The organism is Bradyrhizobium sp. WSM1417 (assembly GCF_000515415.1).
Classification (GTDB): domain Bacteria; phylum Pseudomonadota; class Alphaproteobacteria; order Rhizobiales; family Xanthobacteraceae; genus Bradyrhizobium.
The window spans coordinates 6,500,758-6,513,962 of sequence record NZ_KI911783.1 but is presented as its reverse complement, the minus strand read 5'-3'; the positions used below and the strand labels follow the sequence as shown (position 1 = coordinate 6,513,962).

The 13,205-nt window shown below is 64.0% G+C and carries 11 protein-coding genes; 6 read left to right on the top strand and 5 right to left on the bottom strand.

The features are described 5' to 3' along the window. Positions 1-145 precede the first annotated feature (145 nt). From BRA1417_RS0131825 to BRA1417_RS0131810, 4 genes are all read left to right on the top strand, one after another. Entirely contained in the window at positions 146-1,117 is a 972-nt protein-coding gene (locus tag BRA1417_RS0131825; RefSeq protein WP_027519247.1) for a TRAP transporter substrate-binding protein, read from the top strand. 85 nt (positions 1,118-1,202) lie between these two features. Next, positions 1,203-1,751: a TRAP transporter small permease gene (locus BRA1417_RS0131820; protein ID WP_027519246.1), complete on the top strand. Its 549-nt coding sequence runs from the start codon at positions 1,203-1,205 to the stop codon at positions 1,749-1,751. Beyond that, positions 1,742-3,034 carry a TRAP transporter large permease gene (locus BRA1417_RS0131815; RefSeq protein WP_027519245.1) on the top strand — a complete coding sequence of 431 codons (1,293 nt, stop codon included), beginning with the start codon at positions 1,742-1,744 and terminating at the stop codon, positions 3,032-3,034. The genes BRA1417_RS0131820 and BRA1417_RS0131815 overlap by 10 nt, the downstream gene beginning before the upstream one ends. Before the next feature lie 24 nt (positions 3,035-3,058). Next, a complete protein-coding gene (locus BRA1417_RS0131810) occupies positions 3,059-3,865 on the top strand; it encodes an SDR family NAD(P)-dependent oxidoreductase (protein ID WP_027519244.1) in 807 nt (268 codons plus the stop codon). Positions 3,866-3,874: 9 nt separating this feature from the next. On the opposite strand, the gene BRA1417_RS0131805 is transcribed toward BRA1417_RS0131810, so the two are convergent. The 4 genes from BRA1417_RS0131805 to BRA1417_RS0131790 are packed head-to-tail and all read right to left on the bottom strand — an operon-like array spanning position 3,875 to position 8,144. After that, positions 3,875-4,573: a substrate-binding domain-containing protein gene (locus BRA1417_RS0131805; RefSeq protein WP_027519243.1), complete on the bottom strand. Its 699-nt coding sequence runs from the start codon at positions 4,571-4,573 to the stop codon at positions 3,875-3,877. Next, positions 4,570-6,705 carry a xanthine dehydrogenase family protein molybdopterin-binding subunit gene (locus tag BRA1417_RS0131800; protein ID WP_027519242.1) on the bottom strand — a complete coding sequence of 712 codons (2,136 nt, stop codon included), beginning with the start codon at positions 6,703-6,705 and terminating at the stop codon, positions 4,570-4,572. Before BRA1417_RS0131800 ends, BRA1417_RS0131805 begins: the two co-directional genes overlap by 4 nt. Beyond that, positions 6,702-7,172 carry a (2Fe-2S)-binding protein gene (locus tag BRA1417_RS0131795; RefSeq protein WP_027519241.1) on the bottom strand — a complete coding sequence of 157 codons (471 nt, stop codon included), beginning with the start codon at positions 7,170-7,172 and terminating at the stop codon, positions 6,702-6,704. The genes BRA1417_RS0131800 and BRA1417_RS0131795 overlap by 4 nt, the downstream gene beginning before the upstream one ends. A gap of 15 nt (positions 7,173-7,187) precedes the next feature. Beyond that, the gene (locus BRA1417_RS0131790) at positions 7,188-8,144 is read right to left on the bottom strand and encodes a tripartite tricarboxylate transporter substrate binding protein (RefSeq protein ID WP_198034933.1); all 957 of its coding nucleotides are present in this window, start codon (positions 8,142-8,144) and stop codon (positions 7,188-7,190) included. Positions 8,145-8,394: 250 nt separating this feature from the next. Between BRA1417_RS0131790 and BRA1417_RS0131785 the strand changes: the two genes are divergently transcribed. Further along, complete coding sequence (locus BRA1417_RS0131785) at positions 8,395-10,485, top strand: molybdopterin-dependent oxidoreductase (protein WP_027519239.1); 2,091 nt, start codon at positions 8,395-8,397, stop codon at positions 10,483-10,485. Between the two features lie 133 nt (positions 10,486-10,618). Beyond that, on the top strand, positions 10,619-11,401 hold the full coding sequence (locus tag BRA1417_RS0131780) for an enoyl-CoA hydratase/isomerase family protein (protein WP_027519238.1): 783 nt from the start codon (positions 10,619-10,621) through the stop codon (positions 11,399-11,401). 47 nt (positions 11,402-11,448) lie between these two features. Here the strand turns inward: BRA1417_RS0131780 and BRA1417_RS41250 are convergent, their stop codons facing one another. Continuing rightward, the gene (locus BRA1417_RS41250; protein ID WP_051448422.1) at positions 11,449-12,558 is read right to left on the bottom strand and encodes a hypothetical protein; all 1,110 of its coding nucleotides are present in this window, start codon (positions 12,556-12,558) and stop codon (positions 11,449-11,451) included. Positions 12,559-13,205: the final 647 nt, after the last annotated feature.

Sequence of the window (13,205 nt, the reverse complement as noted above, 5' to 3'; positions counted from 1 at the left end):
CGATCGATGCCGGATTTGGCTTGGACAGAGAATGCCGCGCGCCCTAGGGACGACAATGGCGCTTGACTTCACACCGGAAGTGGAGCGACCCAAGGCGGCCCGCAGCATCTGCCCAACGACATAATCAACTCAGGAGGAAGCTCAGATGAAGATACTTACCGGGGTCATCACAGCCGCTCTGATGGCGGTCTCAGCCCCCTTGGCGACCGCACGCGATTTCCGTTCCGCCGACATCCATCCGGCCGATTATCCGACCGTCGAGGCCGTCAAGTTCATGGGCAAGCAGCTCGCAGCGGCGAGCGGCGGCAAGCTCGGCGTGAAAGTGTTCCCCAACGGTGCGCTGGGCTCCGAGAAGGACACCATCGAGCAGCTCAAGATCGGCGCACTCGACATGATGCGGATCAACGCATCGCCCTTGAACAACTTCGTGCCGGAAACCATCGCGTTGTGCCTGCCCTTCATCTTCCGGGACACGCAGCACATGCGTACCGTCCTTGACGGGCCGATCGGCGATGAGATCCTGGCGGCCATGGCGCCCGCAGGCCTGATCGGTCTCGCCTATTACGACAGCGGCGCCCGGTCCATCTACACCGTCAAGGCACCGATCAAGTCGCTCGCGGACGTCAAGGGTCTGAAAATTCGCGTCCAGCAATCCGATCTGTGGGTCGGCATGATCCAGAGCCTCGGGGCCAATCCGACCCCGATGCCGTATGGCGAAGTCTATACCGCTCTCAAGACCGGTCTGGTGGACGCTGCCGAGAACAACTGGCCGTCTTACGAGTCCTCGCGCCATTTCGAGGCCGCCAAGTTCTACAACGTCACCGAGCACTCCCTCGCGCCCGAAGTTCTCGTGATGTCGAAGACGGTCTGGGACACGCTGAGCAAGGAAGATCAGGCGATGGTCCGCAAGGCGGCCAAGGAATCGGTTCCCGTCATGCGCAAGCTCTGGGACGAGCGTGAGCAGGCGTCCCGCAAGACCGTTGAAGCGGCCGGTGTTCAGGTCGTGACGATCGCCAATAAGGCGGAGTTCGTCGACGCGATGAAGCCGGTGTACGACAAGTTCGCCGGTGACGAGAAGCTGAAGGGCCTCGTCAAGCGTATCCAGGACACGAAGTAAGACCATAGCGTCGGTCCGGCGCGCCGACTGGCGACGCCGGACCGACGCAGTGGAGGCGCGCAAGGAGACTTGCAAGGAGACCCGGATGACAGACCCTCACGTCGCAGACCACGAACTGGACGTAGCCGGACGCCCGTCCACCGGCTTGCTGTCCCGGATCAATGCTCCCCTCGCTCGGCTAGGGATGTATCTGTCGGTGACCGGACTGCTCGTCATCGTCACCATCGTCTTCTACCAGGTGTTCGGACGCTACGTGCTCAATTCCAGCCCGACCTGGACGGAGAACCTTGCATTGGTTCTGATCCTCTATGTCACGTTGATCGGCGCCGCCGTCGGCGTGCGCGATGCCGGGCATATCGGCATGGACAGCTTGCTGGTGATGCTGCCGGACCAGGCGCGAGAGAAAATCGAGCTTGTCATCCACGTTTTGGTGGCCGGGTTCGGCGTCGCGATGGCCTACAACGGCTGGATCCTCGGAGCCTCGGTCGGAACGGTGAAGATCCCCAATCTCGGGCTGCCCGAGGTCATCCGCTACGTGCCGCTGATCGCATCCGGCGTCCTGATCGTCTCCTTTTCAATCGAGCACATCATCGCCCTCCTGCGCGGCGAAGAGGTCGTCCCCTCATGGAATTGATCATTCTCGGCGCCACTTTCTTCGGCTTTCTCGTCCTCGGCGTCCCGGTCGCCTTCGCGATCGGCCTGTCGGCGATTTGCACCATCCTCTACGAAGGCCTCCCGGTCGCCGTCATTTTCCAGCAGATGATGTCGGGGATGAACATCTTCTCCTTCCTCGCCATCCCGTTCTTCGTCTTCAGCGGTGAGCTGATGCTGCATGGCGGCGTCGCCGACAAGATCGTGCAGCTCGCCAAGAATCTCGTCGGACACATCCGCGGCGGGCTCGGCATGTCGAACGTGGTCGCCTGCACGCTGTTCGGCGGCGTGTCCGGTTCGCCCGTGGCCGACGTGTCGGCGATGGGGGCGGTGATGATCCCCATGATGAAGAAGGAAGGTTTCGACACCGACTACGCCGTCAACGTCACCACCCATGCCTCGCTGGTCGGAGCGCTGATGCCGACCAGTCACAACATGATCATCTATGCGCTCGCCGCCGGCGGCAAGGTCTCGATCGGTGCGCTGATCGCCGCCGGCCTCCTGCCGGCGCTGGTGCTGATGGTATGCATGCTGGTCGCCGCTTACGCGGTCGCGGTGAAGCGCGGCTATCCGGCCGGCAAATTCCCGGGCTGGCCCGCGGTTTTCCGTTCGTTCGCGGCCGCTCTGCCCGGCCTTCTGATCGTCGGTATCATCCTGGCGGGCATCCTGTCCGGCGTCTTCACGGCAACCGAATCCGCGGCCGTCGCGGTCACCTACACGATCCTGCTGACGTTCTTCATCTACCGCACCATGACCTTGCCGAACTTCCTGCGCGCTGCGGCCAAGGCGGTGAAGACGACGGGGGTGGTGCTGCTGCTGATCGGCGTCTCCACCATGTTCCAGTATTTGATGGGGCTTTACGAGGTCGCCGACTTCGCCGGCGAGATGATGAGCAGGGTCTCGACGCAGCCCTGGGTCATCTTCCTGCTCATCAACGTCATCCTGTTCGTGCTGGGCACGTTCATGGACATGGCCGCGACCATCTTGATCTGCACGCCCATCTTCCTGCCGATCGCGATGAAGGCGGGCATGGATCCGGTGCAGTTCGGCATGCTGATGCTGATCAACTGCGCCCTCGGGCTGAACACCCCGCCGGTCGGGACCACGCAGTTCGTGGGTTGCGCCATCGGCGGCATCTCGGTGGGCGCGGTGATGCGCACCATCCTGCCGTTCTACACCGCCCTGATTGCAGCTCTGATGTTCGTGACCTACGTCCCCGCGTTCTCGCTGTGGCTGCCCCGCCTGCTGATGGGCTACAAGGGATAGCAGCAACGCAGGGAGAATTGATCCGTGACTGACTATCGCAAGCTCTTCGATCTCACCGGCAAGACGGCCGTGGTGCTGGGCGCTGCCTCGGGCATCGGCAAGTCGTCGGCCGAGGCGCTGGCCGGGCTCGGCGCCCGTGTCGTCTGCGCCGATCGCGCGCTTGACGCCGCTGAAGCAACCGCCGCTGGCATTCGTGAGAAGGGCGGCTGGGCCGAGACGGCTGCGTGTGACGCGGCGAGCGCCGCGGACGTCAACGCGCTGGCCAAGACCGTGATGCAGAAATTTTCGCGGCTCGACATCGCGGTGACGACGCCCGGGCTCAACATCCGCAAGACCATCCTCGACTACACCGAGGAGGATCTCGACCGCGTTCTCAACCTCAACATCAAGGGCACGGTCTGGTTCTTCCAGGCCTTCGGCCGCATCATGGTCGAGCAGAAGGGCGGCAGCATCATCGCCTGCTCCTCGGTGCGCGCGGTGACCATCGAGCCGGGTCTCGGCGTCTACGGCTCGACCAAGGCAGCCATCGGCCTGCTGGTGAAGGGCTTTGCGTCCGAGGTCGGACGCTCCGGCGTGCGCGTCAACGCGATTGCGCCGAGCATTGCCGAGACCGCGCTGACCGGCCCGTTCAAGCAGCGCCCCGACATCTACAATCTCTACGCCGGCCATACCGTGTTCAACCGCTGGAGCAGCGCCGACGAGGTCGCTACCGCCGTCGCCTATCTCGCCTCGGACGCCGCGAGCTATGTCAGCGGCAGCACGCTGTTCGTCGATGGTGGCTGGACCGCCGTGGACGGACCGCCGACCGGCCTCACCCAGTTGCACACATAGGGCGGCTATCTAGCCGGTGAAGCCTGCGCGCTGGCGCAGATCCTTGCGGTCTGCGCCGGTCAGCAACGCGATCAGCGCGGCCGCCTCTTGCGGATGTGCGGTACGCGTGGTCACGCCGGCCGTGTACATCGTCACGAGCTCGCAGCCCGGCGGCAGCGCTCCCGACAGCATGATGCCGTCGGTCGCGATGATCTCGGTCGCCTGTGTGCAGCCGATCGGACGCGTCGCAGTGGACGACGCCAGCTCCCGCATCGCCGTCGCGCCGTTGGGAAAGATCTTGAGGCGCGAAGCGACCTCATAGGCGATGCCGAGCTGATCCAGCACCTTTGCGACGTGCTGTCCCGCCGTCGAGGCTTTCGTATCAGGGACGTAGATCGCGTCGGCGCTGCGCAGTACCTCGCGCAAATCGGTCTCGGTCTTCACGGTCACCTTGGGGTCGCGGCTCCGGACCGCCAGCGCGGTCTCGACCCGCCCGACATCCGAGATCGAGGAGGGCACGACGAGCGTCTCCTCGGCAAGCTTTGCAAGCAGCGCCTGCGTCAGGATCACGAGATCGGCCGCCGTTCCCGCGCGCAGCTTGTCGGCCATGATGCCGACCGCGCCGAACTCGCCGTCGATGCCGAAGCCGGTCTGCGTCTTGAAGGGATCGCTGAGGCCGCGCACCAGGCCTTGCGCCGCGCCTCCACTCAAAATGCTCACTGTCGTCACGACGCCTGCTCCATGGCTGCAATGATCTTGTCGCGGGTGATCGGCAGGTCGCGCACGCGCACGCCGAGGCAATCGTAAACGGCATTCGCGATCGCCGCCGTCACCGGGCCGTGGGCGGCCTCGCCGGCGCCGACCGGCTCGATCTCCGGCCGCTGGACAATCTCGACATCCACCATTGGCACCTCGCTGAAGGTGAGGATCGGATAGTCGGTCCAGGACGTCGATGTGATGCGCGTGCGGTCGAAGCGGACGCGTTCCTTCAGCACCCAGCTCGTCGCCTGGATCGCGCCCCCCTCGATCTGGTTGATGACGCCGTCGGGATTGATGGCCTCGCCGACATCGACCGCAAGCGTCAGCCGCTTGACGCGGATGTCATCAGTGCCTTCGATCTCCGCAATCGCGGCGCAATAGGCCCCCGTGTTCTTGTAGCGGGCAAAGCCGACGCCATGACCGATGCCGGCCTGCTTCTGCCGTTTCCACTGCGCACGTCGTGCCGCCGCGCGAATGACCTCCTTTGCCCGTTCGTCGCGCAGATGACGCAGGCGGAACGCGATCGGGTCTTCGCTGCGCAGGGTGGCGATCTCGTCGAGCAGGGACTCGATGGCGAACACATTGCCTTGTCCGCCAAGCGTCCGCAGCGCCGAGGTCCGCACCGGCATGGTCAGGAGCCGGTGGCTCGTGATCGTCCAGCCCGGGAGGTCGTAGAGCGGAACGGAGTTGCGGTCGCCGCCGCCGCCATTGGCCGCGGGCGGATTGGTCGAGACCATCCGCGGCCAGGAGTTCGCAATTTCGCTTGCGGCAAGCAGCGCGGGCTGCGCCGCGCGCCCCGGCCGCGCCGCGTGGCCGTTGCTCCAGATCGCATGGCGCCAACCGACGATCTCGTTGTCCGCATCGAGATCGGCCTCGATCTCGATCGCCATCGCCGCGCCGAACGGCGCGTGGGCCATCTCGTCGTGGCGCGACCACTGCACCCGCACCGGACGGCCGCCGGCCGCTTTCGCCAGCAGCACGGCATCGAGCGCGACGTCATCGGCGGCATTGTGTCCGTAGCAGCCCGCGCCTTCCATGTGCTCGACGACGATATTTTGTGCCGGCAGCTTGAGCACAATCGCGAGGTCGGCCCGCAGCAGATAGACGCCCTGGCTGTGCGTCCAGACATGGACACGATCGCCGTCCCATCGGGCCATGGCGCAGGATGGAGCGATCGAGGCATGCGCGATGTAGGGACGGATGTATTGCCGGCGGAGGGTGCGAGCAGCTTTCGTTATCGTTGCTGCAGTGGTCCTGGTGTCGATGACAGTGGTCTCGACCGGCTGGCTCATCAGGAACCCGGCGAGATCATCTTCATCGGGTAGCGGCTCGCCGGCCGACCATGTCGCCCCCTTGCGCAAGGCTTTCAGCGCGGCTTCCGCCGCTGTCTCGCTGTCGGCAACCACCCCGGCAAAGCCGCCGTCGCAGACGATCGCGACGAGGCCGGGAACGGCTCGCGTCGCCGTTTCGTCGAGCGCGATCAGCCTGGCGCCCGAGATGTCCGGCCGCAGCACGCGTCCGTGCAGCAAGTCCGGCAGCGGGCAGTCATGGATAAAGCGCGGCCGCGCAAACACCTTGTCGGGAATGTCGACGCGCTGGACCGAATGTCCGGCCACAGTGCGTTTGGCGACGATCTTCGCTGTCGCGCCCGCTTTGGCGTCGTGGTCGAGCGAGACGTCGCCGGCCAACTCCCAATAGCTGGTCCTGACATTGCCGGGGCCCGAGATCGTGCCGTCATGGATGTCGAGCAGCGACGCATCGACGCCGAGACGCTCCGATGCCGCGGCGAGGAAGCGCTGGCGGACCTCGGCACAGGCGTGGCGCAGCGCGCGTCCGGACTGCTGGATCGAAAGGCTGCCCGAGGTGACGCCTTCGTTCGGACTTGCCGCCGTGGAGGCGCGGATCATCTCGATGCGGCCAATATCGACGTCGAGCTCGTCCGCTGCGATCTGCGCTAGCGCCGTGACGATGCCCTGGCCGATCTCGACCTTGCCGGGCGAGATCGCCACACGGCCTTCGCCGACGAGCTTCAGCCAGGATGACAGCTTGGGATTGGCAACAAGGCTGACCGGCAGTGTCGGGGCAGGGGACGGCGCACTCATGATGCCGCCATCTCCGCGGCCGCCCGCAGCACGGCGCGGACCATGCGGTTGTGCGATCCGCAGCGGCACAGATTGCGATCAAGCGCCGCTTTCACCTCCGCCTCCGTCGGCGACGGATTGCGCTTCAGTAGCGCCGCCGCGCTGATCAGGATTCCCGAGACGCAATAGCCGCACTGCATCGCCTGCTCGGATATAAAGGCGCGTTGCAGCGGATGCGGTTGCTCCGCCGTGCCGAGACCTTCTACCGTAACGACCTCCTTGTCCGCGACCGACCACATCGGCAGGTCGCACGAGGCCATCGCGCGGTCGCCGACCATGACCTGGCAGGCGCCGCACTCGCCGGCTCCGCAGCCGAAATGCGGACTTGTAACGCCGAGCCGGCTGCGCAGCACGTCGAGCAGCGTCTGATCCGGATCGGCATCCACGGCCGCGGCCGTGCCGTTGAGCTGGAATTGAATGCTGGGCATTGTCGCTCTACGGTCTCAGGACTTGTCGAACTTTTTGACCACGTCGGCCCACTTCTCGATGTCGCCGCGCAGGAATTTGTCGAATTCCTCCGGCGTCATCGACATCGGCACCGCGCCCTGCGCAGTCCAGAGCTTGACGATGTCGGGCCGCTTCACCATTGCGTTCACGGCGGCATTGAGCTTGTCGATCACGGGCTTCGGCGTGCCGGCTGGCGCCATCAGGCCGAGCCAGATCGTGGCTTCATAGCCTGCGAGCCCCGCCTCGATCGCGGTCGGCACGTTCGGGAGCACCGCTGAGCGCTGCTTGCCGGTGGTCGCGAGCGCGCGGACCTGGTTCTCGCCGATGTTCGGCGCCATCGCCGGCACGGCGTCGATCATCATCTGCACCTGCCCGCCGATCACGCCGCTGCGTGCCTCGCCACTGTTGCGATAGGGCACGTGGACGAGGTCGATGCCGGCCATGGCTTTGAACAGCTCGCCGGCCATGTGATAGGGCGTGCCCTGGCCGGAGGAGGCGTAGTTCAATTTGCCTGGCTGCGACTTGGCGAGTGCGACGAACTCCTGCAGCGTCTTCGCTGCGACTTGCGGGTTCACAACGATGACGAGATCGGAAGCGTTCACCGGGGCGATCGGCGCGAGGTCGCGCATCAGCTCGTATTTGCGCTTGTCCGGCGTCAGCAGGGATTCGTTCGCGGTCTGGGTGTTGGACATCATCAACAACGTGTAGCCGTCGGCGGGCGACTTCGCCGCTTCGACCGTGCCGATGACGCCGCCCGCGCCGGTGCGGTTCTCGATCACGAAGGGCTGGCCAAAACTCTCCTGGAGCGCGTTGCCGATCTGCCGGGCCGCGACATCGGCCGGCCCGCCGGCGCCGAAGGGCACGACGATGCGGACCGAATGGTTGGGATAGTCTTGCGCCAGGGACGGGGCTGCGGAGAATGCGCTGAGCAGGCCGGCGGCCAGCGCCAGCATGAATTGTCGCGCCGTCACACCCACCTCCCTGATGTCGTTCTTGTTGGCCGGCACTGTAGCGGCAGGTGAGGCGGACTGTCGACGCCTCACAAGGCCGATGGTGCCTGGAATATCCTGCGGTTTTCGGTGTGGCGGCGCCGCTCTTCGCGGTCGCGGCAGGAACCGGCGGCGCGCGACTTGAGCAAATCGCATGGGCGTTGCCGGATAAATACCCTCGGCTGACAGGTACTTTGGTGTTACCAAATTGGACATGAACCAGCACGCCAAGATCGAAATCCGCCATTCGACCTGTCCGCATGATTGCCCGTCGGCCTGTGCCCTCGATGTCGAGGTGGTCGAGGGACGCAGCATCGGTCGTGTCCGCGGTTCGAAAAAGCAGACCTATACGGCCGGCGTGGTCTGCGCCAAGGTCGCCCGTTATGCCGAGCGCATTCATCATCCCGAAAGGCTGATGTATCCGCTGCGCCGAACGGGTGCGAAGGGCTCCGGCCAATTCGCGCGGATCAGCTGGGACGAGGCGCTGGACGAGATCGCGGAACGCTTCAACCAGGCCGAGCGCGAATTCGGCGCGGACTCAATCTGGCCCTATTATTACGCCGGCACGATGGGGCTGGTGATGCGCGACGGCCTCAACCGGCTCACGCATGTGAAGAAATATTCGCGATTCTATCAGACCATCTGCGCCAATGTCGGCCGCATCGGCTTCGCGATCGGCACCGGCAAGATCGCCGGCGTCGATCCGCGCGAGATGGCGCTGTCCGACCTGGTGGTGATCTGGGGCACCAACCCCGTCAACACGCAGGTCAACGTGATGACGCACGCCGCCCGTGCCCGGAAGGAGCGCGGCGCCAAGATCGCGGCCGTCGACATCTACGACAACGAGACCATGAAGCAGGCGGATATCAAGATCATCCTGCGGCCCGGCACCGACGGCGCGTTCGCTTGCGGCGTGATGCATGTCCTGTTCCGCGACGGCTATGCCGATCGCGCCTATATGGACAAGTACACCGACTGCCCCGGCGAGCTCGAGGCGCATCTGAAGACGCGCACGCCCGAATGGGCCTTCGCGATCTCGGGCGTGCCGGTGGCGGAGATCGAGGCTTTTGCCAAACTGGTCGGCGAGACCAAGCGGACCTTCTTCCGGCTCGGCTACGGCTTCACCCGCTCGCGCAACGGCGCGGCGCAGATGCATGCCGCGAACTGCATTCCCGCGGTGACCGGCGCCTGGCAGTATGAAGGCGGCGGCGCCTTCTTCAACAATTACGCGCTGTGGCACTTCAACGAATCCATCATCGAAGGCCACGACGCCATCGACCCAACCATCCGCGCGCTCGACCAGTCGCAGATCGGCCGCATCCTCACCAGCGATTCCGAGGCCCTGCACGGCAAGGGTCCGGTCAAGGCGATGCTGATCCAGAACACCAACCCGATGACGGTGGCGCCGGAGCAGGCGCTGGTGCGGCAGGGTTTTGCGCGCGAGGATCTGTTCGTCGCGGTGCACGAGCAGTTCATGACCGAGACGGCCGAGATGGCCGACATCGTGCTGCCGGCGACGATGTTCATGGAGCATGACGATCTCTATTACGGCGGCGGCCACCAGCACATCTCGGTCGGACCGAAGCTGATCGACCCGCCCGGCGAATGCCGCTCCAACCACGAGGTGTTGCAGGCGCTGGCGCCGCGGCTTGGCGCCAGCCATCCGGGGTTCGAGCTGACGCCGCGTGAATTGATCGACGCGACGCTGAAGCTGAGCGACCACGGCGACATTGCAGGCCTCGAAGCCGATCTCTGGCGCGACCTGCAGCCGGACTTCCGCACGTCGCATTATCTCGACGGCTTCGCCCATGCCGACAGGAAATTCCATTTCAAGGCCGATTGGGCGCATCCGCCGTTCGGCCAGAAGATGGGTGACTTCGACAAGATGCCGTCGCTGCCGGACCATTGGGCGGTGATCGAGCATTCCGACCAGGTCCATCCGTTCCGGCTTGCCACCAGCCCGTCGCGCAGCTTCCTCAACACCACCTTTAACGAGACGCCGTCCTCCCAGGCGCGCGAGGGCAAGGCGAGCGTGATGATCCATCCCCTGGATGCGGCCGCGCTCGACATCGCCAATGGCGACGCCGTGACGCTCGGCAACACCCGCGGCGAGACCACGCTGATCGCCACGCTGTTCGAGGGCGTGCGGCGCGGCGTGCTGATCGCGGAGTCCGTTCATCCCAACAAGAACCATATCGGTGACCGCGGCATCAACATGCTGACGGGGGCGGACACGATCGCGCCGATTGGCGGCGCCGCATTCCACGACAACAAGGTCTGGATCAGGAAAGCGGTCGCAGCCTGAGTCTGCGCTTCGATCGCCTTTCAAGTTTGTGTCGAGGCGCTAAAGCGGCGCCGTGCCGCAGTTTGTCCTTGCACCTTCCGCCCGAGCTGCCGCAAATGGCCGCTAAACGGGAGCCCAAGGAAGCGAGCGTGCCATGAACGACACCACAGCCGTGATTACCGAGAAGCGCGGGCAGGCGCTCTGGATCACCATCAACCGTCCCGAGAAACGTAACGCGCTGAATGGCGAGGTCATCGCCGGCATCGCACGCGGCTATCGCGACGCCCATGACGACAGGGATGTCCGCATCATCGTGCTGACGGGGGCGGGCCACAAGGCGTTCTGCGCCGGTGCGGATCTGCAGAACTCCGGCGCGGCTTTCGCGATGGATCATTCGAAGCCGAATGTCGACTATGCCGATCTGTTGCGCTTGTCGCAGAACGCGACCAAGCCCGCGATTGCGCGCGTTGGCGGCGTCTGCATGGCCGGCGGCATGGGCCTGCTCTGCATGACCGACATGGCCGTCGCCGCCGATCACGTCATCTTCGGCCTGCCGGAGGTGAAGGTCGGCGTATTCCCGATGCAGGTGTTGAGCCTGTTGCAGTCCATCGCCCCGCCGCGGCTCGTCAACGAATGGGCGCTGACCGGCGAGCCGTTCGACGCGAAAGCGGCATTGGCAGCGGGCCTGCTGAACTACGTCGTGCCCGCGGCCGAGCTGGACGCCAAGGTCGAGTGGCTGATCGGTCGCATCGTTGATAAATCCCCGACCGCGATCCGCCGCGGCAAATACGCGATGCGCGCCATCGCCTCGATGTCGTTCGACGAGAGCATCGCCTACACCGAAAGCCAGATCGCGCTGCTCGCGATGACCGAGGACGCCAAGGAAGGCCTGAAAGCGTTCAGCGAGAAGCGCAAGCCGGTATGGACGGGAAAATAGGCGATCCTTTCAGCGCATTCGTCGGCGCTGCCGTCGGCCGACTGCCCTTATTCGGAGGAGAGATTGGCGTTGAGCCGAATAAGCAGAGATCTTGTCCGCTCCTCGCGACGCTTTTTTGTGGCAATGATCAACTGCCTGCCAGTCCGCTTGGCGTAAGTTGGCAGTTGGCGACTTGATCTATGACGGCCAGCCGCGCGCAACTCTGCATCCGTGAGATCGCTGTCGGCGCCTTCAGTAAATCCTCCGTGTCGGAAGGACCGAAAAGAAAGCTCCTGACGTAGGCCAGCCTCTGTGATAATTGTTTTTACCACGCTACGTAGATGGCGGAGATCCTTGCGCGGGGTAATCCATGGTAGCGGGATTGCCGACTGACGATGCGCATGGTCACGCCGGAATACCAGGCCGGAGAGGGTGGTCCTTTTGATCTCGTCAAGTTCCTCCATAAGCTCAGGGAAGAGAGGGGCGCCAGTTTCGTCCGTTAGGGGCCACCAGGCCTCCTCTCCATTCTTCGGATGGACGATTCTGACGCTATTTGGCCGCTCGCTGGGGCGATAATGCGAAATGTCGAAGGCGCCAAAGACGTGCTGCTCTCGTTGCAGCCACTCCCACGACAGTAGAGCAGCTGTTGCGATCGAGCGGTAATCAAGCCTTCTCGCGGCAGCTCTGAAGGCGACGAGCTCATCCCAAGTTGCGGTCGGTGTGGGCTCTATGGGCCGCCCAGGCGGACGAGATTTCAATCCCATCCGGGAAAACGGATTGGTCGCCGGTACGATCCTTTCTTGAGCACGCTGACCAACGAACCAAGCCCGGCGGCACGACGCCATAGCCATATTGACATAGCGACGGCGCTCGCGAACGACGACCTCTCCACTGTTATCGACTTTCGTCACGGACAATAATTTTCCATAAACTGCGTCGACGAACGCTTTGGTGAAATCGGACAGCTGCTTAGACCCAACGCGACTTCCATCTTTCAGCTCGTGATTGGCGAACAGCGCGAGACTTTTTGTGTAGTGCCGCTGTGTAGCGCTTTCGATTTCTGTCCACTTCTGGTGAGCTTGGAAGACGCCGACGAGCCAATCGAACGTGCCGGGTTCGATAGTCGCCGGCACGATGTCGCTTAGACCCCGTGAGTGCCAACTGTCGAACGCCGGCAAGAGAACTTTCTCTACCCGCTCGACGGCACTTGCGTAATCGCAGCCCAGAGCTTCAGGGTTTAAATCGCAGCCCTCTCGACGAGCCCAGGTTGGGGGTTCAAAATAGTAGGCTATTCTATTCTTCGCCAATATTTTGCGGCGACAATACCGAGGCAGACGCGGTGCCTTCCCAAGCGATATCACACCAGGCATAAAAGATCTTCCCCCTGCTTAAGATCTCCTTTTCCGATCGACGCTGCGAAGTGATCCATAGTCGCCTTCGACCAAACTGGCTGGCGCAGGCGCCCTGTTCCGCGAAAGCCGATTGGTGGGGGGGCGTCTCCTCGGCTGATCGCGCGCATGAGTTCGCTCGTGTCTCCAAAGTCAAGGTAGGCGGCGGCCATGTCCGCCCTCATCATCGTGGGCCAGGTTCTAGCGAGAGGGTAGCGGGCAGGTCGTGCGGTGCGCGGCGAGCCTAAGCGGTTTGATCTGACTGCTGAATGCCCGTGGTGTAACATGTGCTGATTTCACTGACGAACGAGACGGGATCTGGTCGATCCAGATTGCTCTTTGCCCCTGGTCGGGGGAGCGAGAGTTCGGATCGCGGATTAAGCGGAGTGTTATCGCCAAAGAGTTTGCACCTCTACCGCGAAGCGCGGCCGGGCGGG